At 63.8% G+C, this 26,154-nt stretch carries 22 protein-coding genes; 20 read left to right on the top strand and 2 right to left on the bottom strand.

All coding sequences use genetic code 11. The annotated features are described in order from the left end of the window. Positions 1–33: 33 nt before the first annotated feature. The 8 genes from KHO41_RS07075 to KHO41_RS07110 all read left to right on the top strand — a co-directional run bounded on the left by KHO41_RS07075 (position 34) and on the right by KHO41_RS07110 (position 9,375). Entirely contained in the window at positions 34–1,710 is a 1,677-nt protein-coding gene (locus tag KHO41_RS07075) for an AMP-binding protein (RefSeq protein ID WP_211952584.1), read from the top strand. Then, positions 1,707–2,156, top strand: coding sequence for an acyl-CoA thioesterase (locus tag KHO41_RS07080; RefSeq protein WP_211952585.1), 450 nt, complete (start codon positions 1,707–1,709; stop codon positions 2,154–2,156). Before KHO41_RS07075 ends, KHO41_RS07080 begins: the two co-directional genes overlap by 4 nt. 43 nt (positions 2,157–2,199) lie before the next feature. Beyond that, positions 2,200–2,610 (top strand): RidA family protein, encoded by a 411-nt coding sequence (locus KHO41_RS07085; protein WP_211952586.1) that lies wholly within the window; start codon positions 2,200–2,202, stop codon positions 2,608–2,610. A gap of 331 nt (positions 2,611–2,941) precedes the next feature. Then, positions 2,942–4,078 carry a glutamine-hydrolyzing carbamoyl-phosphate synthase small subunit gene (carA, locus tag KHO41_RS07090; protein ID WP_211952587.1) on the top strand — a complete coding sequence of 379 codons (1,137 nt, stop codon included), beginning with the start codon at positions 2,942–2,944 and terminating at the stop codon, positions 4,076–4,078. 57 nt (positions 4,079–4,135) lie between these two features. Then, positions 4,136–4,819: a leucine efflux protein LeuE gene (leuE, locus tag KHO41_RS07095; RefSeq protein WP_211952588.1), complete on the top strand. Its 684-nt coding sequence runs from the start codon at positions 4,136–4,138 to the stop codon at positions 4,817–4,819. 78 nt (positions 4,820–4,897) lie between these two features. After that, a complete protein-coding gene (gene carB / locus KHO41_RS07100; protein WP_211952589.1) occupies positions 4,898–8,146 on the top strand; it encodes a carbamoyl-phosphate synthase large subunit in 3,249 nt (1,082 codons plus the stop codon). A 222-nt stretch (positions 8,147–8,368) separates the two neighbouring features. Next, positions 8,369–8,845, top strand: coding sequence for a transcription elongation factor GreA (gene greA, locus KHO41_RS07105; RefSeq protein WP_211952590.1), 477 nt, complete (start codon positions 8,369–8,371; stop codon positions 8,843–8,845). A gap of 26 nt (positions 8,846–8,871) precedes the next feature. Beyond that, positions 8,872–9,375 carry a DUF4149 domain-containing protein gene (locus tag KHO41_RS07110; protein WP_211952591.1) on the top strand — a complete coding sequence of 168 codons (504 nt, stop codon included), beginning with the start codon at positions 8,872–8,874 and terminating at the stop codon, positions 9,373–9,375. A gap of 42 nt (positions 9,376–9,417) precedes the next feature. Here KHO41_RS07110 and KHO41_RS07115 read toward each other — a convergent pair whose 3' ends face one another. Further along, positions 9,418–9,918 (bottom strand): YhbY family RNA-binding protein, encoded by a 501-nt coding sequence (locus tag KHO41_RS07115; RefSeq protein ID WP_211952592.1) that lies wholly within the window; start codon positions 9,916–9,918, stop codon positions 9,418–9,420. 206 nt (positions 9,919–10,124) lie between these two features. Between KHO41_RS07115 and KHO41_RS07120 the strand changes: the two genes are divergently transcribed. The 11 genes from KHO41_RS07120 (at position 10,125) to phoR (ending at position 22,271) form a co-directional block, all read left to right on the top strand. After that, positions 10,125–10,802 (top strand): RlmE family RNA methyltransferase, encoded by a 678-nt coding sequence (locus tag KHO41_RS07120; protein WP_011298329.1) that lies wholly within the window; start codon positions 10,125–10,127, stop codon positions 10,800–10,802. Positions 10,803–10,935: 133 nt separating this feature from the next. Continuing rightward, the gene (gene ftsH, locus KHO41_RS07125) at positions 10,936–12,819 is read left to right on the top strand and encodes an ATP-dependent zinc metalloprotease FtsH (protein WP_211952593.1); all 1,884 of its coding nucleotides are present in this window, start codon (positions 10,936–10,938) and stop codon (positions 12,817–12,819) included. 207 nt (positions 12,820–13,026) lie between these two features. Next, a complete protein-coding gene (gene folP / locus KHO41_RS07130; RefSeq protein WP_211952651.1) occupies positions 13,027–13,827 on the top strand; it encodes a dihydropteroate synthase in 801 nt (266 codons plus the stop codon). 49 nt (positions 13,828–13,876) lie between these two features. Next, positions 13,877–15,220 (top strand): phosphoglucosamine mutase, encoded by a 1,344-nt coding sequence (gene glmM, locus KHO41_RS07135; RefSeq protein ID WP_211952594.1) that lies wholly within the window; start codon positions 13,877–13,879, stop codon positions 15,218–15,220. A gap of 247 nt (positions 15,221–15,467) precedes the next feature. Beyond that, positions 15,468–16,499 (top strand): phosphate ABC transporter substrate-binding protein PstS, encoded by a 1,032-nt coding sequence (gene pstS, locus KHO41_RS07140; RefSeq protein WP_211952595.1) that lies wholly within the window; start codon positions 15,468–15,470, stop codon positions 16,497–16,499. Positions 16,500–16,605: 106 nt separating this feature from the next. Further along, on the top strand, positions 16,606–17,571 hold the full coding sequence (gene pstC, locus KHO41_RS07145; protein WP_211952596.1) for a phosphate ABC transporter permease PstC: 966 nt from the start codon (positions 16,606–16,608) through the stop codon (positions 17,569–17,571). Further along, positions 17,568–18,470, top strand: a complete 903-nt coding sequence (gene pstA / locus KHO41_RS07150; RefSeq protein ID WP_211952597.1) for a phosphate ABC transporter permease PstA — start codon at positions 17,568–17,570, stop codon at positions 18,468–18,470. Before pstC ends, pstA begins: the two co-directional genes overlap by 4 nt. Before the next feature lie 56 nt (positions 18,471–18,526). Then, the gene (gene pstB / locus KHO41_RS07155; RefSeq protein WP_011298322.1) at positions 18,527–19,315 is read left to right on the top strand and encodes a phosphate ABC transporter ATP-binding protein PstB; all 789 of its coding nucleotides are present in this window, start codon (positions 18,527–18,529) and stop codon (positions 19,313–19,315) included. 57 nt (positions 19,316–19,372) lie between these two features. Next, a complete protein-coding gene (gene phoU / locus KHO41_RS07160; RefSeq protein WP_211952598.1) occupies positions 19,373–20,077 on the top strand; it encodes a phosphate signaling complex protein PhoU in 705 nt (234 codons plus the stop codon). 28 nt (positions 20,078–20,105) lie between these two features. After that, on the top strand, positions 20,106–20,813 hold the full coding sequence (phoB, locus tag KHO41_RS07165) for a phosphate regulon transcriptional regulator PhoB (protein WP_211952599.1): 708 nt from the start codon (positions 20,106–20,108) through the stop codon (positions 20,811–20,813). A gap of 123 nt (positions 20,814–20,936) precedes the next feature. Continuing rightward, positions 20,937–22,271 (top strand): phosphate regulon sensor histidine kinase PhoR, encoded by a 1,335-nt coding sequence (gene phoR, locus KHO41_RS07170; RefSeq protein WP_211952600.1) that lies wholly within the window; start codon positions 20,937–20,939, stop codon positions 22,269–22,271. A gap of 92 nt (positions 22,272–22,363) precedes the next feature. Here the strand turns inward: phoR and ppk1 are convergent, their stop codons facing one another. Continuing rightward, the gene (gene ppk1, locus KHO41_RS07175; RefSeq protein WP_211952601.1) at positions 22,364–24,487 is read right to left on the bottom strand and encodes a polyphosphate kinase 1; all 2,124 of its coding nucleotides are present in this window, start codon (positions 24,485–24,487) and stop codon (positions 22,364–22,366) included. Positions 24,488–24,620: 133 nt separating this feature from the next. Here ppk1 and ppx point away from each other — a divergent pair, with 133 nt between their 5' ends. Continuing rightward, positions 24,621–26,153, top strand: coding sequence for an exopolyphosphatase (gene ppx, locus KHO41_RS07180; protein ID WP_211952602.1), 1,533 nt, complete (start codon positions 24,621–24,623; stop codon positions 26,151–26,153). Position 26,154: the final 1 nt, after the last annotated feature.

Genomic DNA, 26,154 nt, shown 5'->3' on the forward strand with positions numbered 1-26,154 from the left:
CAAGTCAGCGATACAGCAGACAGGAGACAAGTCATGGCGATCACCGCCCACCTCGATACCTTCGCCCGCGACCGGCTGCCCCCGCCGCAGGCGTGGCCCGAGTTCCGCTTCAACGCGGATACCGACTACCCCGAGCGCCTGAACTGCGCCGTGGAACTGGTTGACCGGCACGTGCGAGAAGGGCGCGGCGAACGCGTAGCCATCCGCCAGCGGCGCGGCGACGGCATCGAGACGATCACCTTCGCCCAGCTCGCGGCGCTGAGCAACCGGATCGCCCATGTGCTGACCGAGGATATGAAGCTGGTGCCGGGCAATCGCGTGCTGCTGCGCGGGCCCAACAACCTGATGATGGCGGCGAGCTGGCTCGCGACCATCAAAGCGGGCCTGATCGCGGTGCCGACCATGCCGTTGCTGCGCGCCAAGGAGCTCAAGCAGATCCTCGACAAGGCGCAGGTCACTGCGGCGCTGTGCGATGTGCGGCTGCGCGAGGAGCTGGAGGCGAACCGGCAGCCGGGCGTGGAGCATCACTGCCCGAGCTTGGCTCAGGCGCTGTACTTCAACGGCGAGGGCGAAGGATCGCTGGAAGCTGCCATGGCGGGCAAGCCGGACACCTTCGATGCGTGCGATACGGCGTCCGACGATATCTGCCTGATCGCCTTTACCAGCGGTACCACGGGCCAGCCCAAGGGCACGGTCCACTTCCATCGCGACGTGCTGGCGATGTGCGACCTGTTCCCGCGCCACGTGCTGCGCCCGGAACCGGACGATATCTTCTGCGGCACACCGCCGATCGCCTTCACGTTCGGGCTTGGCGGCATCCTGTGCTTTCCATGGCGCATCGGCGCCAGCACCGTGCTGGCGGAGAAGCTCACGCCGGACAGTCTGCTGCAGCTGATTGCGGACTTCCGCGCGACCATCGTGTGCACTGCGCCGACCTTCTACCGTCAGATGGCCGCGCTGGCGTCACGCTACGACTTGCGCAGCCTGAAGAAGAGCGTGTCGGCCGGCGAGGCGCTGCCCGATGCCACGCGCCAGGCGTGGAAGGCGGCAACCGGTATCGAGATGACCGACGGCATCGGCGGCACGGAGATGATGCACATCTTCATCTCCAGCGCGGGCGCCGACGTGAAGCCCGGATCCATCGGCAAGGTCGTGCCGGGCTACGTCGCCCAGATCGTCGACGAGAACATGCAGCCCGTGCCGCCCGGGACCGTGGGCAAGCTCGCAGTGCGCGGACCGACGGGGTGCCGCTACCTGGACGACCCGCGCCAGGCCAACTACGTGAAGGCCGGGTGGAACCTGCCCGGCGACACCTTCGTCATGGACGAGGACGGCTACTACTTCTACCAGGCGCGCTCCGACGACATGATCATCTCGGCTGGCTACAACATCGCCGGCCCCGAGGTGGAGGGCACGCTGATGCAGCACAAGGACGTGGCCGAATGCGGCGTGGTCGGCGCACCGGACGCGGAGCGCGGGCAGGTCGTCACGGCCTACGTCGTGCTGCGCGAAGGCGTGGAGGCCAGTGAGGCCACGCGCGCCGCGCTGCAGGACTATGTGAAGCGCGAGATCGCGCCGTACAAGTATCCGCGGCGCATCGTCTTCGTGCCGGCGCTGCCGCGCACAGAAACCGGCAAGCTGCAGCGCTTCCGGCTGCGCCAGATGGCGGAGCAGGGCAACGGCGCCGCGCCGGGGGCAGGCCAGCCATGAGCGCCGTATTCCGCAACACCGTGCTGGTGCGCTTCAAGCACTGCGATGCCGCCGGCATCGTGTTCTATCCGCGCTACTTCGAGATGCTCAACGACTTCATTGAGGACTGGTTCGCGCAGGCGCTGGACTGGCCCTTCGATGCGATGCATGGCGCAGGGCATGCTGGCGTGCCGACCGCCGACCTGCATTGCCGTTTTGTCGCACCGAGCCGCCTTGGGGAGTTGCTCACGCGGGAGTTGCGCGTGGTGAAGCTCGGGCAGTCCAGCTTCACGGTGCAGGTGCGGTTCGTGGGCGCTGACGGCGGCTTGCGGCTGGAAGTGATGCAGCGGCTGGTCTGCGTCGATACGGGCAAGATCGCGCCACGACCGCTGCCGGAACCCGTGCGGCAGGCGATGGCGCAGTACGTGGATGCAACCCTGGCCGCACCCGGCGGCCTGGGCGTCTGAAGATTCAAGGCAATTCGAGTAACCGAAATATCAGGAAGCAATCATGAAAATTCTGCAGCCGCCCGACTGGGCCGCTCCGCGCGGCTATTCCAACGGCATCATGACCGAGATGCAGGCCGGCAGCCGGCTCATCTTCGTCGGAGGCCAGATCGGCTGGAACGGCCAGTGCGAGTTCGAGACGGACGACTTTGGCCTGCAGGTGGCGCAGGCGCTGCGCAATATCGTCGCCGTGCTGGAAGCCGGCGGCGCCAGGGCCGAGCACATCACGCGCATGACCTGGTATGTGAAGGACAAGGCTGAGTACGTGGGCGCGTACCCTGTCATCGGCCAGCATTACCGGGACATCATCGGCCGCCATTTCCCGGCGATGACGGCAGTGGAAGTGGCCGATCTGGTCGAGCCTCGCGCGAAGGTGGAGATCGAAGTGACAGCGGTTGTGCCGCCGGCGGCATAGGGCGGGACGCCAGGACGATGGCGGGCGGACCGGGCGGCGCGAGCGCTGCCCGGTCGCACGCAAGTCCTTGAAAACTTGAGAAATTGGCCGGCGCGGGATATAATCCGAAAGTTTCGCTTTCAGAACCCTTCACCCTAGCGCCAACCGCTTTCCACCTTCCGCCGCCCCCGTCCGCGCAGCCTTCGCCAGCATTGAGATATGTGATGCAAAGAGCATGCAGCGACCGAGTTGCGCCGCTTGGCACAGTGCCAATGCAGCCGTACCGGGATCTCAATGGGGCACGAGGCGTTGATCAGGTCGGTCACGGGGTGAGTCCAGCAGGAGCCTACCCGTGTTACCGTCTTTCCCGTCCGCCATTCTCGCGCTTGCAGACGGCACGGTCTTTCGTGGCTATTCCATCGGCGCTTCCGGCCATACCATCGGCGAAGTGGTGTTCAACACCGCCATCACCGGTTATCAGGAAATCCTCACCGACCCGAGCTATTCCCGGCAGATCGTCACGCTGACGTATCCGCACATCGGGAATTACGGCGTCAACCGTGAGGATGTTGAAGCCACGAAAGTCCATGCCGCCGGCCTGATCATCAAGGATCTGCCGATTCTGGCCTCGAATTTCCGCAAGGAGCACACGCTCGGCCATTACCTGAAGCAGGAAAAGGTCGTCGCCATTGCCGGCATCGATACCCGCAAGCTGACCCGCATCCTGCGCGAGAAGGGCGCCCAGAACGGCTGCATCCTGGCTGGCGAGGACAACGTCCAGAAGGCCATCGACCTGGCCCGCTCGTTCCCCGGCCTGGCCGGCATGGACCTGGCCAAGGTGGTGTCGGTCAAGGAGCCGTATGACTGGACGCAGTCGGAATGGGAACTCGGCCAGGGCTACGGCAAGCAGGACAAGCCGCAGTTCCACGTGGTCGCCTATGACTACGGCGTCAAGTTCAACATCCTGCGCATGCTGGCCGAGCGCGGCTGCAAGGTGACGGTACTGCCGGCGCAAGCCACTGCAGCCGACGCTCTGGCGCTGAATCCGGATGGCGTGTTCCTGTCCAACGGCCCCGGCGATCCGGAACCGTGCGACTACGCGATCAAGGCTACGCGCGAGTTCATCGAGCGCGGCATCCCGACCTTCGGCATCTGCCTGGGCCACCAGATCATGGCGCTGGCCATCGGCGCCAAGACGCTGAAGATGAAGGCCGGCCACCACGGCGCCAACCATCCGGTCAAGGACCTGGACGATGGCCGCGTGATGATCACGTCGCAGAACCACGGTTTCGCGGTGGACGCCGAGACGCTGCCCGCCAACGCGCGCGTGACGCACGTGTCGCTGTTCGATGGCACGCTGCAGGGCTTTGCGCTGACCGACAAGCCGGCGTTCTGCTTCCAGGGTCACCCGGAAGCGTCGCCTGGCCCGAACGACGTGGCTTACCTGTTCGACCGCTTCACGAAGATGATGGCGGACGCGCGCAAGTAAGCGCGGGCCCATCACGAGCAGCGAAGAACAGAGACGAGCAGGAAACAAGGACACGCCATGAACGCCTTCATGCATACCGCCTTCGGCATCACCGATTTCTGGACCTATGTGCTGGGCACGATCTTCATCGTGCTGCTGCCGGGCCCGAACTCGATGTATGTGCTGTCGGTGGCGGCTCAGCGCGGCGTGCGCGCGGGCTACAAGGGTGCGTGCGGCGTGTTCCTCGGCGATGCGGTGCTGATGGTGCTGTCGGCGGCGGGCGTGGCCTCGCTGCTGAAGGCCAGCCCGGCGCTGTTCTACGTGGTGAAGTACATCGGCGCGGCCTACCTGGGCTGGATCGGGTTCAACATGCTGCGCGGAGCCGTCCGTAACTGGGCGAGTGCCGGCAAGGCGGAGCGGGCTGCGGCGGAAGCTGCCACGGCCGCGCCGGCGGACCAGTCCAACCCGTTCCGCAAGGCGCTGGTCATCAGCCTGATGAACCCGAAGGCCATCCTGTTCTTCATCTCGTTCTTCATCCAGTTCGTCGACCCGGGCTTCGGCTATGCCGCGCTGTCGTTCCTGGCGCTGGGCGTGGTCGTGCAGATCTTCAGCTTCCTGTACCTGACGACGCTGATCTTCGTCGGCGTGAAGCTGGCCGCCGCATTCCGCCGCCGCCGACGCCTGTCGGCGGGCGTGTCGAGCGGCGTGGGGGCCATGTTCATCGGCTTCGGTGCGAAGCTGGCGACGGCCACCCTGAACTGAACTTTCCGAATCCTGCTGGATTCCTGATTTTCCGGCCGCCGGCCCAAGTGGCCGCCGGACCAAAAAAGAGACAGTGCAATGCCAAAACGCACAGACATCAAGAGCATCCTGATTATCGGCGCCGGCCCCATCATCATCGGCCAGGCGTGCGAGTTCGACTACTCCGGCGCCCAGGCCTGCAAGGCGCTGCGTGAAGAAGGCTTCAAGGTCATCCTGGTCAATTCGAACCCGGCGACCATCATGACCGACCCGGCCACGGCCGACGTGACCTACATCGAGCCGATTACCTGGGAAGTGGTCGAGCGCATCATCGAGAAGGAACGTCCGGACGCGATCCTGCCGACCATGGGCGGCCAGACCGCGCTGAATTGCGCGCTGGATCTGCATCGCCACGGCGTGCTGGACAAGTACAAGGTCGAACTGATCGGCGCGTCGCCCGAAGCCATCGACAAGGCCGAGGACCGCCAGAAGTTCAAGGACGCGATGACCAAGATCGGTCTTGGTTCGGCCAAGTCCGGCATCGCGCACTCGATGGAAGAAGCGCTGGCCGTGCAGACCCGCATCGCGCAGGACACCGGCACCAGCGGCTATCCGATCGTGATCCGCCCGTCGTTCACGCTGGGCGGCACGGGCGGCGGCATCGCCTACAACCGCGAGGAATTCGAAGAGATCTGCAAGCGCGGCCTGGACCTGTCGCCGACGCGCGAGCTGCTGATCGAAGAGTCGCTGCTGGGCTGGAAGGAATACGAGATGGAAGTGGTCCGCGACAAGGCGGACAACTGCATCATCATCTGCTCGATCGAAAACCTGGACCCGATGGGCATCCACACGGGCGACTCGATCACCGTGGCCCCGGCCCAGACGCTGACCGACAAGGAATACCAGATCCTGCGCAATGCCTCGCTGGCCGTGCTGCGCGAGATCGGCGTCGACACCGGCGGTTCGAACGTGCAGTTCTCGATCAATCCGACCGATGGCCGGATGATCGTGATCGAGATGAACCCGCGTGTATCGCGTTCGTCGGCACTGGCCTCGAAGGCCACGGGCTTCCCGATCGCCAAGGTCGCGGCCAAGCTGGCCGTCGGCTACACGCTGGACGAGCTGAAGAACGAGATCACCGGCGGCGCGACCCCGGCTTCGTTCGAGCCGTCGATCGACTACGTGGTCACCAAGATCCCGCGTTTCGCCTTCGAGAAGTTCCCGCAGGCGGACAGCCACCTGACCACCCAGATGAAGTCGGTCGGTGAAGTGATGGCCATGGGCCGTACCTTCCAGGAATCGTTCCAGAAGGCGCTGCGCGGCCTGGAAGTCGGCGTGGACGGCCTGGACGAGAAGTCGACCGACCGCGACGAGATCGTCGAGGAAATCGGCGAGGCTGGCCCGGACCGCATCTGGTACGTCGGCGACGCGTTCCGTATCGGCATGTCGCTCGAAGAGGTGTACGCCGAGACCGATATCGATCCTTGGTTCCTGGCCCAGATCGAGGACATCGTCAAGACCGAAGGCCAGATCAAGGCCCGTACGCTGGAAGCCCTGTCGGCTGCCGAGCTGCGCTACGTGAAGCAAAAGGGCTTCTCGGACCGCCGCCTGGCCAAGCTGCTGAAGACCGACGCCAAGGCCGTGCGCGAAGCGCGCATCGCCCAGAACGTGCGTCCGGTCTACAAGCGCGTGGACACCTGCGCGGCTGAGTTCGCGACCAACACCGCCTACATGTACTCGACCTACGAGGCCGAGCATGGCGAATGCGAAGCGAACCCGACCGACAAGAAGAAGATCATGGTGCTGGGCGGTGGCCCGAACCGGATCGGCCAGGGCATCGAGTTCGACTACTGCTGCGTGCACGCCGCGCTGGCGCTGCGCGAAGACGGGTACGAGACCATCATGGTCAACTGCAACCCGGAAACCGTGTCGACCGACTATGACACCTCGGACCGCCTGTACTTCGAGCCGGTGACGCTGGAAGACGTGCTGGAAATCGTGGCCATCGAGAAGCCGGTCGGCGTGATCGTCCAGTACGGCGGCCAGACCCCGCTGAAGCTGGCGCTGGACCTCGAGCGCAATGGCGTGCCCATCATCGGCACGACCCCGGACATGATCGACGCCGCGGAAGACCGCGAGCGCTTCCAGAAGCTGCTGCAGGACCTGGGCCTGCGCCAGCCGCCGAACCGCACCGCGCGTGCCGAAGACGAAGCGCTGCGCCTGGCCGAGGAAATCGGTTACCCGCTGGTGGTGCGCCCGTCGTACGTGCTGGGTGGCCGCGCGATGGAAATCGTGCACGAGCCGCGTGACCTCGAGCGCTACATGCGCGAGGCCGTCAAGGTGTCGAACGACTCGCCGGTGCTGCTGGACCGCTTCCTGAACGACGCGATCGAATGCGACGTTGACGCGCTGTCGGATGGCAAGCGCGTGTTCATCGGTGGCGTGATGGAGCACATCGAGCAGGCTGGCGTGCACTCGGGCGACTCGGCTTGCTCGCTGCCGCCGTACTCGCTGTCGGCCGAGACCGTGGCCGAACTGAAGCGCCAGACCGCCGCCATGGCCCGCGCGCTGAACGTGGTCGGCCTGATGAACGTGCAGTTCGCGATCCAGCAGAACAACGGTGTCGACACCGTCTACGTGCTGGAAGTGAACCCGCGTGCGTCGCGTACCGTGCCATACGTATCGAAGGCAACCGGCCTGCAGCTCGCGAAGATCGCCGCGCGCTGCATGGCTGGCCAGTCGCTGGACTCGCAAGGTGTCGCCGCCGAGGTGGTGCCGCCGTACTTCAGCGTCAAGGAAGCGGTGTTCCCGTTCAACAAGTTCCCGGGCGTGGATCCGGTCCTCGGACCTGAAATGCGTTCCACCGGCGAAGTGATGGGCGTGGGCAAGACTTTCGGCGAGGCCCTGTTCAAGAGCCAGCTGGCTGCCGGTTCGCGCCTGCCCGAGAAGGGCACCGTGCTGATCACCGTGAAGGACAGTGACAAGGTTCGCGCCGTCGCCGTGGCCCGCATGCTGCACGACATGGGCTACCCGATCGTCGCCACGCGCGGCACGGCTTCGGCCATCGAAGCCGCCGGCATTCCGGTCAAGGTGGTCAACAAGGTCAAGGACGGTCGTCCGCACATCGTGGACATGATCAAGAACGGCGAACTGGCGCTGGTGTTCACCACGGTGGACGAGACCCGCGGCGCGATTGCCGATTCGCGTTCGATCCGTACCTCCGCGCTGGCCAACCGCGTGCCGTACTACACCACCATCGCCGGCGCGAGCGCCGCGGTGGAGGGCCTGAAGCACATGCAGAGCCTGGAGGTCTACGACCTGCAAGGTCTGCATGCGTCGCTGGCGTAACATTGCGGCACGGCGGGGCGCTTGCGCTCCGTCAAGGCCACTGAGCCCGCCGGTGTTGCTGTCAGCGGGCTTCTTGGCCTAAACTACTCCGAATTCGTCGATCGGCGCCCGTATTCCGGGCGCCTTTCCCATCCGAAAGCCGCGGTTGAGCGGGAGTGCCCTGGCCAGTTGCCAGGCACGGTTCCAGCTCCGCTGCGGCTCATTTTTTTGTTGAACGAAGACATGAGCACCATTCCGATTACCAAGCGCGGCGCCGAGCTCCTGAAGGAAGAGCTTCACCGCCTGAAGGCCGTCGAACGTCCCGCGGTGATCAATGCCATCTCCGAGGCCCGCGCGCAGGGCGACCTTTCCGAAAATGCCGAGTACGACGCCGCCAAGGAAAAGCAGGCCTTTATCGAGGGCCGCATCCTGGAAGTCGAATCCAAGCTGTCTACCGCGCAGGTGATCGACCCGACCCAGCTCGACACGGATGGCCGCATTGTGTTCGGCGCCACCGTTGACCTGGAAGACCTGGAATCCGGCAAGCCCGTGAGCTACCAGATCGTCGGCGATGATGAGGCCGATCTGGATAGCGGCAAGATCTCCGTCAGCTCGCCGATCGCGCGCGCGCTGATTGGCAAGTTCGAAGGCGACGTGGCCACCGTGCTGGCCCCGGGCGGCGAACGCGAGTACGAAGTCATCACCGTCCGTTACGTCTGAGGCCGCAAGGCTCACGGAACCGGATAGTGTTTTCGTCCTCTTACTCCAGTCTGCCGCCGCTGCCCCACCGTATCTTCCTGCTGCTGACGGTCGTCTGGGCCGGCAGCTTGTGGACGGTGGGCTACATGGTGGCCCCCACGCTGTTTTCCGTGCTGCCCAGCCGCGAGACGGCGGGCATGATCGCCGGCCACCTGTTCCAGACCGAGGCCATCCTCGGCGTGACCATCGGTGTGCTGCAGCTCGTGCTGTGCAATGTGCTGATCCGCCGTGGTGCCAGCCGCTATCGGGCGCTGCGCTGGCTCGTTCTGGCGATGCTGGTGTGCGTGCTGGTGGGCTATTTCGGCACCCAGCCGTTCATGGGCAGCCTCAAGGAGAAGGCGACGGCGCTCGGCGTCGGGGTGTCGGAGTCGCCGTTCCGTGCGCAGTTCGGCATGCTGCACGGCGTGTCCAGCGCCTTCTATCTGCTGCAGAGCGTACTGGCGCTGGCGCTGGTGTGGCGCGCTTCGGCGCCGCGCTCGGCCGGCGAATAGCCAGCCGGGAAGGGAGGGCGGCCCGCACGGGCCGCCGTTGTTTCAGGCCAGTGCCTTCTTCTTCTGGCTGGTGGGCCGGGCGCGCGAGCGCTTGACGTTGCCGCCAGCCGTAACGCGTTCATTGCCGAGCACGGTCACATCCTTGCGGGTCGGGCGGCGATTCGGTGCACCGCTCGGCTTTTTCACCGTGACGGTACGCGGCGCGGCGCCACGGCGGGCGGGGGTGTGACGGCCCAGGTCTTGCGGCTGGTTTTCCTTGAGGCGCGCCTCGCCGGGGCGCCAGACGACCAGCAGCTTGCCGATATGCTGGATCGGCGCGGCGTCGAGTTCATCGCAAATGGCTTCGTAGATGGCGACGCGGGCTTCGCGGTCATCACCGAATACGCGGATCTTGATCAGGTCATGGGCCGCCAGGCTGCGGTCGATTTCGGCCAGCACCGCGCGCGTCAGGCCTTCCGCGCCAATCATCACGACCGGATTGAGGCCATGGGCACGGGAGCGGAGTTCGGAGCGCTGGGCTGGAATAAGTTGGAGTGCGGACATAAATAGGCGCTGACGGCGCAGGCAATAAGTGCTGCCAGCGGCCCGTGTGGGCAATGGCGAGCCGGAGTGGCCGCCGCTGGCATGCGATTGGCGCGTATTATCCGCCAAACCAGTACAGGTTGGCGGCAAAAAACGGCAAAACAGGCAAGAAATTGCGGCGCGCCCGTCTTCGCGGCGCCGGCAGACAGGAAACAGGCGTAATCAGAATGGCCAAAGGCAAGTCCAAGAACAAGTTCAACCAGTCGTGGCTGCACGACCACATCAACGACCCGTATGTGAAGATGGCGCAGCGCGAGGGTTATCGTGCCCGCGCGGCTTACAAGCTCAAGGAAATCGACGAGCAGGACAAGCTGATCCAGCCCGGCCAGGTCATCGTGGATCTGGGAGCAGCGCCGGGAAGCTGGAGCCAGTACGCGCGCAACAAGCTGGCAGCTTCACCGCGCGCGACCGGCGGCAAGCCAGACGGCGCCGTAGTGGCCATCGATATCCTGCCGATGGAGCCGGTCGCGGATGTCACGTTTATCCAGGGCGATTTTCGCGAGGAAGACGTATTCCGCCAGTTGGAGGAAGTGGTCATGGCCGCTTCCGGTGGCGCAAAAATCGATCTTGTATTGTCGGACATGGCCCCCAACTTGTCCGGTGTAGCCTCTGCCGACTCTGCGCGGATCGAATATCTGTGTGATCTGGCCTTGGATTTTGCCCAGACCCACCTGAAGCCGGACGGCGCATTGCTGGTAAAGTGTTTCCACGGCAGTGGCTATAGCCAGATCGTCGAGAAGTTCAAACGACAGTTCAAAGTGGTCGCCCCACGCAAGCCCAAGGCGTCGCGCGACAAATCCTCTGAAACTTTTATCCTTGGGCGTTACCTGAAAGTGGTGAATTGACGGATCCGGCAGGTGGAGGGCAGTTCTGGGCCCGGGGCTATCGGCTCCATAGTTTCGCTGTTTCCCCTTCGGGGCGGGCGCTGCATTACAATGCAGCTATCCGTTGGCAAGGCAATCGCAAAGGAGTTCGGCCTTGAATAACAACCTGTTTCAAAAGGCGGCAATCTGGCTCGTGATCGCGCTGGTGTTGTTTACCGTCTTCAAGCAGTTCGACAAGCCCCGTGCACAGGACGGCGTCACCTACTCGCAGTTCATGGATGACGCCAAGAACGGCAAGGTGTCGCGTGTCGACGTGCAGGGCCGCAACCTCGTGGTGTCGCCGAAAGAGGGCGCCAAGTACACCATCATCTCGCCGGGCGACATCTGGATGGTCGGCGACCTGATGAAGTATGGCGTTCAGGTGACCGGCAAGGCTGACGACGAACCTAACGTGCTGGTGCAGGCCCTGTATTACCTCGGGCCGACCCTGCTGATCATCGTGTTCTGGTTCTACATGATGCGACAGATGCAGGGCGGCGGGAAAGGCGGTGCCTTCTCGTTCGGTAAATCCCGTGCGCGCCTGATCGATGAGAACCAGAATGCCGTCACGTTCCAGGACGTGGCCGGCTGCGACGAGTCCAAGGAAGAAGTGGTCGAACTGGTCGACTTCCTGAAGGACCCGCAGAAATTCCAGAAGCTGGGCGGCCGTATCCCGCGCGGCGTGCTGCTGGTCGGCCCCCCGGGTACCGGCAAGACGCTGCTGGCCCGTGCCATCGCCGGTGAGGCGAAGGTGCCGTTCTTCAGCATCTCGGGTTCCGACTTCGTGGAAATGTTCGTTGGCGTGGGCGCGGCCCGCGTGCGCGACATGTTCGAGAACGCCAAGAAGCAGGCGCCGTGTATCGTGTTCATCGATGAAATCGACGCGGTCGGCCGCCATCGCGGCGCCGGCATGGGCGGCGGCAACGACGAGCGCGAGCAGACCCTGAACCAGATGCTGGTCGAGATGGACGGCTTCGAGGCCAACTCGGGCGTGATCGTGATCGCCGCGACCAACCGCTCCGATGTCCTCGACAAGGCGCTGCTGCGTCCGGGCCGCTTCGACCGTCAGGTCTACGTGGGACTGCCGGATATCCGCGGCCGTGAGCAGATCCTGAAGGTGCATATGCGCAAGGTGCCCATCGGTAACGATGTGGACGCTTCGGTGATCGCACGCGGTACCCCGGGCTTCTCGGGCGCGGACCTGGCCAACCTGGTTAACGAAGCCGCCCTGTTCGCCGCCCGCCGCAGCAAGCGCGTGGTCGACATGCAGGACTTCGAAGACGCGAAGGACAAGATCTACATGGGCCCGGAGCGCAAGTCGACGGTCATGCGCGAGGAAGAGCGCAAGGCCACGGCTTACCACGAGTCCGGCCATGCGGTGGTCGCCAAGCTGCTGCCGAAGGCCGATCCGGTCCACAAGGTCACCATCATGCCGCGAGGCTGGGCGCTGGGCGTGACCTGGCAGCTGCCGGAGCATGACAAGTACTCGAAGTACAAGGACAACATGCTCGAAGAGATCGCCATCCTCTTCGGCGGCCGTGCGGCGGAAGAGGTCTTCCTCAACGCCATGAGCACGGGTGCATCCAACGACTTTGAGCGCGCCACCAAGATCGCCCGCGACATGGTGACCCGTTTCGGCATGAGCGATGAGCTCGGCGCTATGGTCTACGTCGACACTGAGCAGGACGGCATGTTCGGCAAGCTGTCGTCGAAGACGGTCTCGGAAGCTACGCAGCAGAAGGTTGACGCCGAGATCCGCCGCATCATCGACGACCAGTACGGCCTGGCCAAGCGCCTGCTCGAAGAGAACCGCGACAAGGTCGAGGCCATGACCTCGGCGCTGATGGAGTGGGAAACGATCGACGCCGATCAGGTCAACGACATCATGGCTGGCAAGCCTCCGCGTCCGCCGCGTGGCGTGTCGGGCCCGAACGGTGGTGGCAATGCCCCGTCCGGTGGTTCGCCGGTGGCGCCGACCAACGCGCCTGCCACGGCCTGATGGCACGGATCGCACTGTCAGCGAGACGGTGACGACCTAGCTGTTCCGACAAGCCGGTGCCCTTGGCACCGGCTTTCTCGTTTCTGCGCGGTCCGTGCGCAGATCTTCTCTTTTCATTTCCAGCTTTCTACCTTGCAGCAGACTTCGCAATCCAGGCATTTCCAGTGCGGCCGCTTTCGCTTTGCGCTGGATCGTCGCCCGCTCGTCATGGGCATTCTCAACGTAACGCCTGATTCATTCTCCGATGGCGGCAAGCACGCCACGCGCGACGCTGCGCTCCGGCATGCCGAGCAACTCATCGCCGAAGGCGTGGACATCATCGATATCGGTGGCGAGTCGAGCCGTCCCGGTTCCGATGCATTGCCGCTTGATGAAGAACTGGCGCGCGTGATCCCCATCGTCGAGGCCCTGCGCGATTGCGGCAAGCCGCTATCGATCGATACCTACAAGCCCGAGGTCATGCGCGCATCGCTTGCGGCCGGTGCCGATCTCATCAACGATATCTGGGGCTTCCGCATGCCTGGCGCTGTCGAAGCGGTGGCGAAGGGGCAGGCCGGCCTGTGTGTGATGCATATGCAGCGGGACCCGCAGACGATGCAGGAGGATCCGCAGTACACCGATGTGGTGGCCGAGGTGGTTGCTTTCCTCGACGAACGCGTGGCCGTGCTGTGCCAGGCTGGTGTCGATACGGCCCGCATCACGCTCGACCCGGGATTTGGCTTCGGCAAGACTCCGGATCATAATTTGCGCCTGCTTGGCCAGTTGCCCGCGCTTGCGAAAGCCGGGCTGCCGTTACTGGTGGGCCTGTCGCGCAAGTCGACGCTTGGCGCCATCCTGGGTGGCCGGCCGCCGCTGCAACGTGTGGCGGCCAGCATTGCCGCGGCGGTATGTGCGGCAGAGCGCGGAGCGTATATCGTGCGCGTGCATGATGTGCAGGATACGGTGGATGCCCTCAAGACCTGGTGGGCAGTCCGGAATGAGACCGTGACAGTAGTGGAACCGCAGTAGTCACTATTCATAGTTGCCAGACAGAGCAAGCAAGAAAGGATCTAAGGGAATGACGCGCAAGTATTTCGGGACTGATGGCGTACGCGGCAAGGTCGGCGAGTCGCCGATCACGCCGGATTTCGTCATGCGGCTGGGACACGCCGCTGGGAAGGTACTGGCACATGGTGCGAGTACCGGGCAGGGACGGCCCACCGTGCTGATTGGCAAGGACACGCGGATTTCGGGCTATATGCTTGAGGCGGCACTTGAGGCTGGCTTTACTTCGGCCGGTGTCCATGTGCTGCTGACCGGACCGTTGCCGACGCCTGGCATTGCCTACCTGACGCGCGCGCTGCGCCTGTCGGCGGGCGTGGTCATCTCGGCCAGCCACAATCCGTACTACGACAACGGCATCAAGTTCTTTTCGGCCGACGGCGACAAGCTGCCTGACGAGGTCGAGGCCAAGATCGAGGCAGCGCTTGAAGAGCCGATGACCTGCGCGCCGTCCGATGACCTGGGCCGCGCGCGACGCATCAACGACGCGCCCGGTCGCTATATCGAGTTCTGCAAGAGCACGTTCCCGAACAGCCAGGACCTGCGTGGTCTCAAGCTGGTCGTGGACTGCGCGCACGGTGCCGCCTACCACATCGCACCGCACGTCTTCCATGAACTCGGCGCCGACGTCGTCGCGATCGGCAACCAGCCTGACGGCCGCAACATCAACGATGGCTATGGCGCTACCGCTCCCGGCAAGCTGATTGAAGCCGTCCGGGAGCACGGCGCCGACCTGGGTCTCGCGTTCGACGGCGATGCGGACCGGCTGCAGGTCGTGGACAGCGAAGGGCGCCTCTACAACGGCGACGAACTGCTGTACCTGATCGTGCGCGACCGCATGGCGGCAGGATTTGCGGTCGAAGGCGCGGTGGGCACGCTCATGACCAACATGGCCGTGGAGCTGGCGCTCAAGCGTATCGGCGTGGACTTCGTGCGCGCGAAAGTCGGCGATCGCTATGTCCTGGAAGAGCTGAACAAGCGCCACTGGACGCTGGGCGGCGAAGGCTCCGGCCATCTGCTGTGCCTGGACCGGCACAGCACGGGCGACGGCATCGTCTCGGCGCTCCAGGTGCTGGCGGCGCTGCGCCGTAGCGGCAAGACGCTGGCCGGCTTGCTCGACGGCGTCAGCCTGTTCCCGCAGAAGCTCATCAACGTTCGGGTCGAAAAGGGATTCGACTGGCAATCGCATGCGGGCCTGAAGGCGGCCCGCGCGGTCGTGGAGCCGGAGTTGGCTGGGCGCGGCCGTGTGCTGATCCGCGCGTCGGGCACCGAGCCCGTGGTCCGTGTGATGGTAGAGGCCGAGCACGCCGAGACGGCCGAACGGGCTGCACAGACGCTGGCGGAGGCATTGCGCGCCTGACAGCGGCCAATCGGAAACGCTACTTCATCATCATCACGCCGGGAATGCCCGGCGTTTTTTTTTGCGGCATTACGCAATTAACCGACTGCCCTTTCCCCACGGCGGTGGGGGATTGCATGTCGGGTCCGCCCGCGTCCGTACGGGCTTCCAAGAAGATTCTGCGATGTCACGGAATTGTCATGTGCGGAGCATACAGTTCGTCTTGTCAAAAATTTGTCATTCCCAACCAATGTTCTCTGGAGGACATATGAAGCTGGTCAAGACTGCCGTGGCAGGCATCGTTTCGATGGTCGTAGCGGGTACTGCGTTCGCGGCGGAAATTACCGGTGCAGGCGCTTCCTTCCCGGCGCCCGTCTATTCCAAGTGGGCCGACGCATACCAAAAAGCAACGGGCAACAAGGTCAACTATCAATCCATCGGTTCGTCGGGCGGCATCAAGCAGATTGGCGCCAAGACGGTCGATTTCGGCGCCTCTGACGCTCCGCTGAAGGACGAAGACCTGAACAAGCAGGGTCTGGTCCAGTTCCCGACTGTGATCGGCGGCGTGGTGCCGGTGATCAACCTGCAGGGCGTGAAGCCGGGCGACCTGACCATCACCGGCGAGGTGCTGGCCAATATCTACCTGGGCAAGATCAAGAAGTGGGATGATGCGGCCATCAAGGCACTGAACCCGCACGCCAAGCTGCCGAACCAGGACATCCTGCCGGTGCGCCGCGCTGACGGTTCGGGCACCACCTTCATCTTCACGAACTACCTGTCGAAGGTCAGCCCCGAGTGGCAGAAGTCGGTGGGCGAAGGCACCACTGTCAACTGGCCGGGCGGCGGCACGGGCGGCAAGGGCAACGAAGGCGTGGCCGCTTTCGTGCAGCGTCTGAATGGTGCGATCGGCTACGTCGAGTACGCCTACGCCAAGCAGAACAAGATGACGCACGTGAACATGAAGAACTCGGCCGGGGCCGTGGTTCAGCCGGGTGACGACGCCTTCAAGGCCGCCGCCGCCGGTGCGGACTGGAGCAAGACCTACTACCAGATCCTGACGAACCAGCCGGGCAAGGCAGCATGGCCGATCGCCGGCGCTACCTTCATCCTGGTCCACAAGAACCAGGAAAAAGCTGCGCAAGGCGCGGAAGTGCTGAAGTTCTTCGACTGGGCCTACAAGAGCGGCGCCAACATGGCCGCCGACCTGGACTACGTGCCGCTGCCGGAAGCGGTCGTGAACCAGATCCGCACGACCTGGAAGACCAGCGTCAAGGACGCTTCGGGCAAGGCGCTGTACTAAGCCACTGTCCGCATGGCAGCCCGCTGCGGCATGCGCCGCGGCTGGCTGAGTGGCCCGGCGGCTTGCCGCCGGCGCCTGCCAAACCATCGACCGTATTCTCTGCACCATGGCGACTTCGTCCGAAATTTCAGCCGTCCGGCCCCCCAGCCGCACTGGCGACATCCTGTTCGGCGGCCTGACACGCGGGGCTGCCATCGTGACGCTGCTCCTGCTGGGCGGCATCATCGTGTCGCTGGCCATCAGCGCATGGCCTTCGATCCAGACATTCGGCGCCCGATTCCTCTGGACTGCGGAATGGGATCCTCCCGCTGACGTCTATGGCGCGCTTGTGCCGATCTACGGCACGCTCGTGACTTCGCTGATCGCACTGATCATCGCTGTGCCGGTGAGCTTCGGCATCGCACTGTTCCTGACCGAGCTGTCGCCGGCCTGGCTGCGCCGTCCGCTTGGCACTGCCATTGAATTGCTGGCCGCCGTGCCGTCGATCGTCTACGGCATGTGGGGTCTGCTGGTGTTCGCGCCGATCTTCGGCGAGTACTTCCAGAAGCCGCTGGCTGCCACCATTGGCCAGGTGCCGGTGATCGGCAAGCTGTTCCAGGGTGCGCCGCTTGGCATCGGCCTGCTGTGTGCGGGCGTGATCCTGGCAATCATGATCATTCCGTACATCGCCTCGGTGATGCGCGACGTGTTTGAAGTCACCCCGGTGCTGCTGAAGGAATCCGCCTACGGCGTAGGCTGCACGACCTGGGAAGTGATGTGGAAAGTGGTGCTGCCCTACACCCGCGCCGGCGTGATCGGCGGCGTCATGCTCGGCCTTGGCCGTGCGCTGGGCGAAACCATGGCCGTCACCTTCGTGATCGGCAATACCAACCTGCTCGACAGCGCGTCGCTGTTCTCTCCGGGCAACAGCATTACGTCCGCGCTGGCCAACGAATTCGCGGAAGCGGGCGCCGGCCTGCATACGGCCGCGCTGATGGAACTGGGTCTGATCCTGTTCTTCATCACGTTCGTGGTGCTGGCGCTGTCCAAGCTGCTGCTGTTGCGACTGGCCAAGAATGAGGGGGCAAAATGAACCAGGCGAGCCACGCTGTGTCTTCCGCATCGATTCCTGCTGTACGGCCCGACGCCGATGCCGTGCGCACGCGCCTGCAAGCGCGCCGCCGCCGCACCAACCTGATTGCACTGGCCGCGTCGCTGGGCGCCATGGGTTTCGGCCTGTTCTGGCTGGCCTGGATCCTGTTCACCACGGTCACGCTGGGTGTGGGCGGCCTGTCACTGGACCTGTTCACGCAGATGACGCCGGCGCCGAATACCGCCGGTGGCGGCCTCGCCAACGCGATTTTCGGCAGCTTCGTGATGGTGGGCATCGCCACGCTGCTCGGTACGCCACTGGGCATCCTGGCGGGCATCTACCTGGCCGAGTATGGCAAGTCGTCGCCACTGGCCAGCCTCATCCGCTTCATCAACGACATCCTGCTGTCGGCGCCGTCGATCGTGATCGGCCTGTTCGTCTACGCGCTGGTGGTGACCCGCATGGGGCACTTCTCGGGCTGGGCGGGCGCGTGCGCACTGGCACTGCTGCAGATTCCGATCGTGGTCCGCACCACCGAGAACATGCTGAACCTGGTGCCGAATGCCCTGCGTGAAGCGGCCTTCGCGCTCGGCACGCCGAAATGGAAGATGGTGCTGTCGATCACGGTGAAGTCGTCCTACGCCGGCATCGTTACCGGCGTGCTGCTGGCCATTGCGCGTATTGCTGGCGAAACCGCGCCGCTGCTGTTCACCGCACTGTCCAACCAGTTCTGGACCAGCGACCTGAACAAGCCGATGGCAAACCTGCCTGTGACCATCTTCCGCTTCGCCATGAGCCCGTTCACGGAATGGCAGCAACTGGCCTGGGCCGGCGTGTTCCTCATTACGATCGGTGTGCTCGCGCTCAATATCGTGGCGCGCATGCTGTTCAAGAAGTAACCGGCGCGCGATTCCAGGAATCGGACCGGAACCCGAATATCTAGCGAGATACCAGCATGACTTCGACTGTCATCGACATCCCCGACTCGGTGCGCGCCAAGATCGACGTGCGCAACCTGAACTTCTACTACGGGCAGTTCCACGCCCTGAAGAACATCAATATGTCGATCCCGGACCGCAAGGTCACGGCGTTCATCGGCCCGTCGGGCTGCGGCAAGTCCACGCTGCTGCGCACGTTCAACAAGATGTACGGCCTCTACCCGGAGCAGCGCGCCGAGGGCGAGATCAACATGGACGGCGAGAACCTGCTGACCAGCCGCCAGGACATCGCGTTGCTGCGCGCCAAGGTGGGCATGGTGTTCCAGAAGCCGACCCCGTTCCCGATGTCGATCTACGACAACATCGCGTTCGGCGTGCGCCTGTTTGAAAAGCTGTCGCGCTCCGAAATGGACGATCGCGTGGAGTGGGCGCTGTCCAAGGCTGCGCTGTGGAACGAAGCCAAAGACAAGCTGCACCAGTCGGGCTACGGCCTGTCGGGTGGTCAGCAGCAGCGTCTGTGCATCGCGCGCGGCATTGCGATCCGCCCTGAAGTGCTGCTGCTCGACGAGCCGTGCTCGGCGCTGGACCCGATTTCCACGGGCCGCATCGAGGAACTGATCGCCGAGCTCAAGGACGAATATACGGTGGTGATCGTGACCCACAACATGCAGCAGGCCGCCCGCTGCTCGGACTACACGGCCTACATGTATCTGGGCGAACTGATCGAGTTCGGCGAGACCGAGAAGATCTTCATCAAGCCGCACCGGAAGGAAACCGAAGACTACATCACCGGCCGGTTCGGCTGATGCCGTCCGCCGTGCCACGCCAACGCCCCGGAAACCCACAGCGGTCTGGAGATACCCATGACTGACAAGCACCTGTCAACGCAATTCGACGCCGACCTCAACGCCATCAATACCAAGCTGCTGCAGATGGGAGGGCTGGTCGAATCGCAGATCGAACTCGCGATGCGTGCGCTCGCCGATTTCGACAGCTCGCTGGCCGACCAGGTCATTGCGCGCGAACAGCAGCTCAACGCGCTGGAAGTCGAGATCGACGCCGATTGCGGCAACATCATCGCGCGCCGCCAGCCTACCGCACGCGACCTGCGCCTGGTGATGGCCATTTCCAAGACCATCACGAACCTGGAGCGTGCGGGCGATGAAGCCGAGAAGATCGCCAAGCGCACCAAGCACATCATGGAAGATGCGGCGGCGCATAATATCAACTATGCCGAAGTGAAGCTGTCGGGCGAAATGGCGATCACGCTACTGCGCCAGGCACTGGACGCGTTTGCGCGCCTGGACACGGTGGCGGCCGCGCGCATCGTCAAGGACGACAAGGCCATCGACGAGGAATTCCGCGGCTTCGTGCGCAAGCTGATCACCTACATGATGGAAGATCCGCGTACGATCTCGGTCGCGCTGGACTTCCTGTTCGTGGCCAAGGCGATCGAACGCATCGGCGACCATGCCAAGAACATTGCGGAATTCATCATCTACATCGTCAAGGGGACGGATGTCCGCCACACTTCGCGCGAGGACATGGAGCGTGAAGCCCTGAGCTGAGCGGCGTTATCTCCGGAGAAACATACACATGCCAAGCAGTATTCTCGTTGTCGAAGATGAACCGGCGATCGCTGAACTGATCGCCGTCAACCTGCAGCACGCGGGGCACTATCCTATCCGGGCCTACAACGCCGAGCAGGCGCTGTCGCTGATGAGCGACGTGCTGCCTGACCTGGTGCTGCTGGACTGGATGCTCCCGGGCAAGTCAGGCGCTACCTTCGCCAAGGAGTTGCGTGCGAACGATCGCACCAAGCAGATTCCCATCATCATGCTCACTGCGCGCAGCGAAGAGCAGGACAAGGTGATGGGACTGGAAGCCGGTGCGGACGACTATGTCACCAAGCCGTTTTCGCCCAAGGAATTGCTTGCCCGCATCAAGGCCGTGCTGCGCCGCCGTGCGCCGCAGCTCACCGACGATGTGGTGGCGATCAATGGCCTGCGTCTGGATCCGGCCACGCACCGCGTGACCGGTGAAGACAACGCCGGTCCGATCAAGCTTGACCTCGGTCCGACCGAGTTCCGCTTGCTCCACTTCCTGATGACGCATCCGGAACGCGTGCACAGCCGTTCGCAACTGCTGGATCAGGTCTGGGGCGATCACGTGTTCGTCGAGGAACGTACGGTCGACGTGCATATCAAGCGACTTCGCGCCGCGCTGACGCCGGGCGGCTACAGCAATATGATTGAAACCGTACGCGGCAGCGGTTACCGGCTGGCCCGCACGCCAGGCATCTGAGATTGGCCCTGGCCATCTCCGTGCGTGGCCAGTTGACATGGATTCCGTGGCAAACTCTGCCGCAAAACGGCGGTTCTACCGCCACTTGCCCGCATCGCGGGTTCCTGAGTCTCCTTTGCGCGCATGAATGTCATCTGGGCCCGCTCCGTGGCCATCCTGATCAGCCTGGTGGTGGTTTCCGTCGGGGTCTTTTTCCTGGCGGGCGCAGGTCCTGCGCTGGCGGTGATGAGCGTGTCGCTGCTGTGCCTGCTCGCATTCCATCTCTACCAGATCAACCGGCTGTGGAAAGTGCTGGACGCGCCGGCGTACGGTGAAATTCCCAGCGCGCTGGGTTTATGGGGCGAGGTCTATTACCGCCTGCACCGGCTGGTCAAACGCTGGCGCCTGCAGGTGCTGCAAGTCGAGCAGCAGCACACACGCTTCATCCAGGCGATCCAGGCTTCACCCAACGGCGTGCTGATGCTCGATGATGCTGACCAGATCGAATGGTGCAACAGCGTGGCCGAACTGCACTTCGGCCTGAATGCACGGCGCGATGTGCGCCAGCGCATTACACACCTGATCCGCCGTCCCGAGTTCGTCCACTACCTGACACGCCAGCGCTTCGACGAACCGCTGGCCATGCGCGACATGGGCGAGCACAAGCAGGGCGTGATCTCGGTGCAGGTGCTGCCGTACGGCGACAATCGCAAGCTGGTCATTACGCAGGACATCACCAAGCTCGAGAATACGGAAGCCATGCGGCGCGACTTTGTCGCGAACGTTTCGCACGAGTTGAAGACGCCGTTGACCGTACTGACCGGCTTCCTGGAAACCGTGCGTGACCTGCCTGTTTCCGAGGAAGACCGTCAGCGCTATGTCGATATGATGCTGGTGCAGTCCATGCGTATGCAGAGCATCGTGGAAGACCTGCTGGCGCTGGCCAAGCTCGAAAGCGATGCGCAACCGCCAGGGCAGGACCTCGTGCCAGTCCGCGAGATGGTGGACCATCTCGTCCACGATGCGCAGGCGCTGTCACAGGGCCGCCACCATATCGCCGCGGAGATCGATCCGACCGTGGAGTTGCGCGGCACCGAGTCGGAGCTGATGTCGGCGCTGGGGAACCTGGTATCGAATGCCGTGCGCTATACGCCCGCAGGCGGGCGAATCACGGTCCGGCTCGGCTGGGATGATGGGCATGCCGTGTTTTCGGTCGCGGATACCGGGCTTGGCATCGCGCCCGAGCATATTCCCCGGCTGACCGAGCGTTTCTACCGCGTCGACCGCAGCCGGTCGCGTGACACCGGCGGTACCGGCCTTGGCCTGGCGATCGTCAAGCACGTGGTCTCGCGCCACCATGCCGAACTGCGCGTGAACAGCGAAGTGGGGCGAGGCAGCGTGTTTCGGATCATTTTTCCGATCGAGCGCAGCGTGCGCGAGGTGGCCGACGCGACCGATCCCTCGCGCCGCGCCGCCTGAACGCGCCTGGCGGCTATTTGACGCCGGCAACATCCTTTCCCTTGGAAAATTGGCCCGCATAAGCGGGCCATTCTTTTCTGCTGCGCCTTGGTTTATGCGCTTCCGAACGATGCCAGCAGGTCGTTCTGGCTGACGTGCGGATGCTTGGAACGCGTCTGCTTGCGTACATAGTTGCCGTCGGGCTGCATGATCCACGCCGAGGCGTTGTCGCGCAGGTGCACCTGCAGGCTTTCCTTGATCACGCGCGCCTTGAGCGCCTTGTCGAGGACCGGGAACGCGACTTCTACGCGGCGGAACAGGTTGCGGTCCATCCAGTCGGCGCTCGACAGGTAGAGCACTTCCTCGCCGCCGGCCAGGAAGTAGTAGACGCGATGGTGCTCCAGGAAGCGACCGACGATCGAGCGCACCGAGATGTTTTCTGACATGCCGGGCACGCCCGGCATCAGCGCGCAGACGCCGCGCACGATCAGGTCGATCTTCACGCCCGCGCGCGACGCCTTGTAGAGCTCGTCGATGATCGACGGTTCCAGCAGCGCGTTCATTTTTGCGATGATGCGAGCAGGCTTGCCGGCGCGCGCATTACGCGCTTCGGCACGGATATGCTCGACCAGGTTGCTATGCATGCTGAACGGCGACTGCCACAGGTGGTTCAGGCGAATCGTGCCGGCGGTGCCCGTCAGCAGCTGGAAGACGTGATGGACGTCTTCGCAGATCGCCTCGTTCGCGGTCAGCAGGCCGAAGTCCGTGTACAGGCGCGCCGTGCGCGGATGGTAGTTGCCGGTACCGAGGTGGGCATAGCGGCGCAGCTTGACCTGCTTGGCCTTTGCTCCGGCCATTTCGCGCCGCACGATCAGCAGCATCTTGGCATGGCATTTGTGGCCGACCACGCCGTAGATGACATGGGCACCCGCCGACTCCAGGCGCTCGGCCCAGTTGATGTTGGTTTCTTCGTCGAAGCGTGCGAGCAGTTCCACCACGACCGTGACTTCCTTGCCATTGCGCGCTGCGGTCATCAGCGCTTCCATGACCAGCGACTCGTTGCCGGTCCGGTACACCGTCTGCTTGATCGCCACCACGTTGGGGTCGGTCGCGGCCTGTTGCAGCAGGTCCAGTACGGAGTTGAAGCTTTCGTACGGGTGATGCAGCAGCACGTCCTGCTGGCGAATGACATCGAAGATCGGTGCGCCGCTCGTGAACGGTTTGACCGGCGCCGGCACATGCGGCGGAAACTTCAGCGCCGGGCGGTCCACCATGTCGGGGATCTGCATAAGCCGCACCAGGTTCACCGGCCCCGACACGCGGTACAGGTCCTGCTCGCCCAGGCCCGATTCCAGCAGCAGGCGGCGCGACAGCGCGGGTGGCGTGTCTGACGAGACTTCGAGCCGCACGGTATCGCCGAAGTGCCGCGTCGGCAGTTCGCCCTGCAGCGCTTCGCGCAGGTCCGTGATCTCGTCTTCGGAAACGAAGAGGTCGGAATTGCGCGTGACGCGGAACTGGTAGCAGCCCTGGACTTCGATGGAGGGAAACAGTTCATGCACGAAGCCCTGCATGAACGACGACAGCATCACGAATCCGAACGGATAGCCCGACAGCTTTTCGGGCATCTTCACGACGCGCGGCAGCGCCCGCGGCGCCTGCACGATGGCCAGATCGGCCTCGCGGCCAAACGCGTCCTTGCCCGAAAGCTCGACGACGAAGTTCAGGCTCTTGTTGAGCACCCGCGGGAAAGGGTGCGCGGGGTCCAGCGCGATCGGTGTGAGCACCGGCCCAAGCTCGCGCACGAAGAAGTCCCGGGCCCACTCGCGCTGCGCGTCGGTCCAGGTGGTCGTCAGGTGAAAAAAGATGCCTTCCTTCTCAAGAAGGGGAAAAATGACGTTCTGCAGCATGTCATACTGCGAAGCAACAAGTTGCTGCGTCCGCGCCGTGACAAGCTGGTAGGCCTGCTGGAACGAGAGGCCGTCGGGGGTAAGGCCGGAGGCGTTGTCTCGCAGCTGTTCCTTCAACCCGGCCATGCGGATTTCAAAGAACTCGTCCAGATTGCTGGACACGATGCAAATGAATTTGAGCCTTTCCAGCAGCGGGACCTTGGGGTCGGCAGCCTGTGCCAGAACGCGTGCATTGAATTCCAGGATGCCCAGCTCGCGATTGAGCAGCGTGCTGGACGGTGTCGTCGACATGGTCATGACCTTCTTTTGGTAATGTGGCGACTTTTTCATACATTCATGTCACTTTTATGACACTTCGATTTTGTCATGATGATGACATGCCGAGGACATAATTTTCTGGGGTGTCAGCCGTCACTCCGGTGGAGCGTCCGTCGCTCCTGCGTTTCAGTTTTCCAGATACCGAATGAACAACACTCCACGCCTGCTGGCCGCCGTCGACATGGGTTCGAACAGCTTCCGCCTGATGATCGGGCGGGTGGACGAGACCCCCACTGCCAACGGACCGGCCAGCCAGATCTTCCAGGTCGACGCGCTGCGCGAGCCGGTGCGGCTCGCCGCAGGCCTGACCCCGGACAAGTACCTCGACCAGCCGGCACGGCGCCGTGGCATCGACGCGCTGCGCCGCTTCGGCGACCGGCTGCGCGACTTCGCCCCGGACCAGGTGCGTGCCGTCGCGACCAACACGCTGCGCGTGGCCAAGAATGCATCGGAATTCCTGATCGAGGCCGAGTCCGCGCTTGGCTTCCCGATTGAAGTCATCGCCGGTCGTGAAGAGGCGCGCCTGATTTACCTGGGCGCATCGCACGATGCGCCGGTGTGCCAGGGCAATCGCCTGGTCGTGGACATTGGTGGCGGCTCGACCGAATTCATCATCGGCAGCGGCTACCAGTCGAAGCTTATGGAAAGCCTCTATATCGGTTGCGTGTCGCACAGCCGCCAGTTCTTTCCGAGCGGCAACGTCGACGAGTATGCGATGAAGCAGGCCGAACTCGCCGCGCGCCGAGAGATCCAGGTGCTGGTGCGCCAGTATCGTGCGGCAGGATGGGAGCAGGCGGTCGGCTCATCGGGCACCGCGCGTGCGCTGGCCGAACTGATCGAGCTCAACGGCATGAACGACAGCGCGGCCGAGCATGGCATCACGCGCGAAGGGCTCGAGCGGCTCAAGCGCGCGTTGGTCAAGGCCGAGAACACCAACCGCGTCAAGCTGACCGGCCTGAAGGCCGACCGTATTCCGGTGCTGCCAGGCGGGCTCTCGATCATGCTGGGCGTATTTGCCGAACTCGACATCGATCGCATGGACGTGACCGACGGCGCGTTGCGCCTCGGCGTGCTTTATGACCTGCTGGGACGCAGTCATCACGAGGACATGCGCACCGTGACGGTGGACCAGTTCATGCGGCGCTACGGTGTGGACCGGGCTCAGGCGACTCGCGTGCGCCGTGCGGCGACCACCTTGCTGTCGCAGTTTCCGCAGCCGCGCCATGAGCGGCGCGAGGACAACCTCGGGCTGCTGGGCTGGGCCGCGAGCCTGCATGAAGTCGGCATGTCGATTTCCCATAGCGGCTACCACAAGCACTCGGCGTATATCGCGACCCATGCCGATATGCCGGGCTTCTCAAAGACCGACCAGGCTCGCCTGGCGGCACTGCTGCTTGGCCATGCCGGGAAGCTGGGCAAGCTCTCCGGCAGCGGCAAGTTCCTCGACTGGCGCATGCTTTTCAGCCTGCGGCTTGCCTTCGTGCTGTGTCGGCGGCGCTCGGACTCGCCACTGCCCGACATCAAGGTGTCGCAGCGATCGGACGCACTCGACGAGGGCTTCGAGGTGCGTGTGCCCAAGGTCTGGATCGAAGCCAATCCGCTGGTCGAATACAGCCTGGCGCAAGAATCTGATGAATGGCAGCGCATCGGCAAGCGCTACAAGGTCGTGTACGCCTGAG

The organism is Cupriavidus numazuensis (assembly GCF_905397435.1).
GTDB classification, from domain to species: Bacteria; Pseudomonadota; Gammaproteobacteria; order Burkholderiales; family Burkholderiaceae; genus Cupriavidus; species Cupriavidus numazuensis.

What these genes read in the sequence shown, in the direction of transcription:
- leuE (WP_211952588.1), top strand. Translation starts at nt 4,136, where the DNA reads ATGAACGCCTTCATGCATACCGCCTTCGGCATCACCGATTTCTGGACC.
- greA (WP_211952590.1), top strand. Translation starts at nt 8,369, where the DNA reads ATGAGCACCATTCCGATTACCAAGCGCGGCGCCGAGCTCCTGAAGGAA.
- phoB (WP_211952599.1), top strand. Translation starts at nt 20,106, where the DNA reads ATGCCAAGCAGTATTCTCGTTGTCGAAGATGAACCGGCGATCGCTGAA.
- pstB (WP_011298322.1), top strand. Translation starts at nt 18,527, where the DNA reads ATGACTTCGACTGTCATCGACATCCCCGACTCGGTGCGCGCCAAGATC.
- folP (WP_211952651.1), top strand. Translation starts at nt 13,027, where the DNA reads ATGGGCATTCTCAACGTAACGCCTGATTCATTCTCCGATGGCGGCAAG.
- phoU (WP_211952598.1), top strand. Translation starts at nt 19,373, where the DNA reads ATGACTGACAAGCACCTGTCAACGCAATTCGACGCCGACCTCAACGCC.
- carB (WP_211952589.1), top strand. Translation starts at nt 4,898, where the DNA reads ATGCCAAAACGCACAGACATCAAGAGCATCCTGATTATCGGCGCCGGC.
- KHO41_RS07085 (WP_211952586.1), top strand. Translation starts at nt 2,200, where the DNA reads ATGAAAATTCTGCAGCCGCCCGACTGGGCCGCTCCGCGCGGCTATTCC.
- KHO41_RS07075 (WP_211952584.1), top strand. Translation starts at nt 34, where the DNA reads ATGGCGATCACCGCCCACCTCGATACCTTCGCCCGCGACCGGCTGCCC.
- KHO41_RS07080 (WP_211952585.1), top strand. Translation starts at nt 1,707, where the DNA reads ATGAGCGCCGTATTCCGCAACACCGTGCTGGTGCGCTTCAAGCACTGC.
- glmM (WP_211952594.1), top strand. Translation starts at nt 13,877, where the DNA reads ATGACGCGCAAGTATTTCGGGACTGATGGCGTACGCGGCAAGGTCGGC.
- KHO41_RS07115 (WP_211952592.1), bottom strand. Translation starts at nt 9,918, where the DNA reads ATGTCCGCACTCCAACTTATTCCAGCCCAGCGCTCCGAACTCCGCTCC.
- phoR (WP_211952600.1), top strand. Translation starts at nt 20,937, where the DNA reads ATGAATGTCATCTGGGCCCGCTCCGTGGCCATCCTGATCAGCCTGGTG.
- pstA (WP_211952597.1), top strand. Translation starts at nt 17,568, where the DNA reads ATGAACCAGGCGAGCCACGCTGTGTCTTCCGCATCGATTCCTGCTGTA.
- ppk1 (WP_211952601.1), bottom strand. Translation starts at nt 24,487, where the DNA reads ATGAAAAAGTCGCCACATTACCAAAAGAAGGTCATGACCATGTCGACG.
- ppx (WP_211952602.1), top strand. Translation starts at nt 24,621, where the DNA reads ATGAACAACACTCCACGCCTGCTGGCCGCCGTCGACATGGGTTCGAAC.
- pstS (WP_211952595.1), top strand. Translation starts at nt 15,468, where the DNA reads ATGAAGCTGGTCAAGACTGCCGTGGCAGGCATCGTTTCGATGGTCGTA.
- pstC (WP_211952596.1), top strand. Translation starts at nt 16,606, where the DNA reads ATGGCGACTTCGTCCGAAATTTCAGCCGTCCGGCCCCCCAGCCGCACT.
- KHO41_RS07120 (WP_011298329.1), top strand. Translation starts at nt 10,125, where the DNA reads ATGGCCAAAGGCAAGTCCAAGAACAAGTTCAACCAGTCGTGGCTGCAC.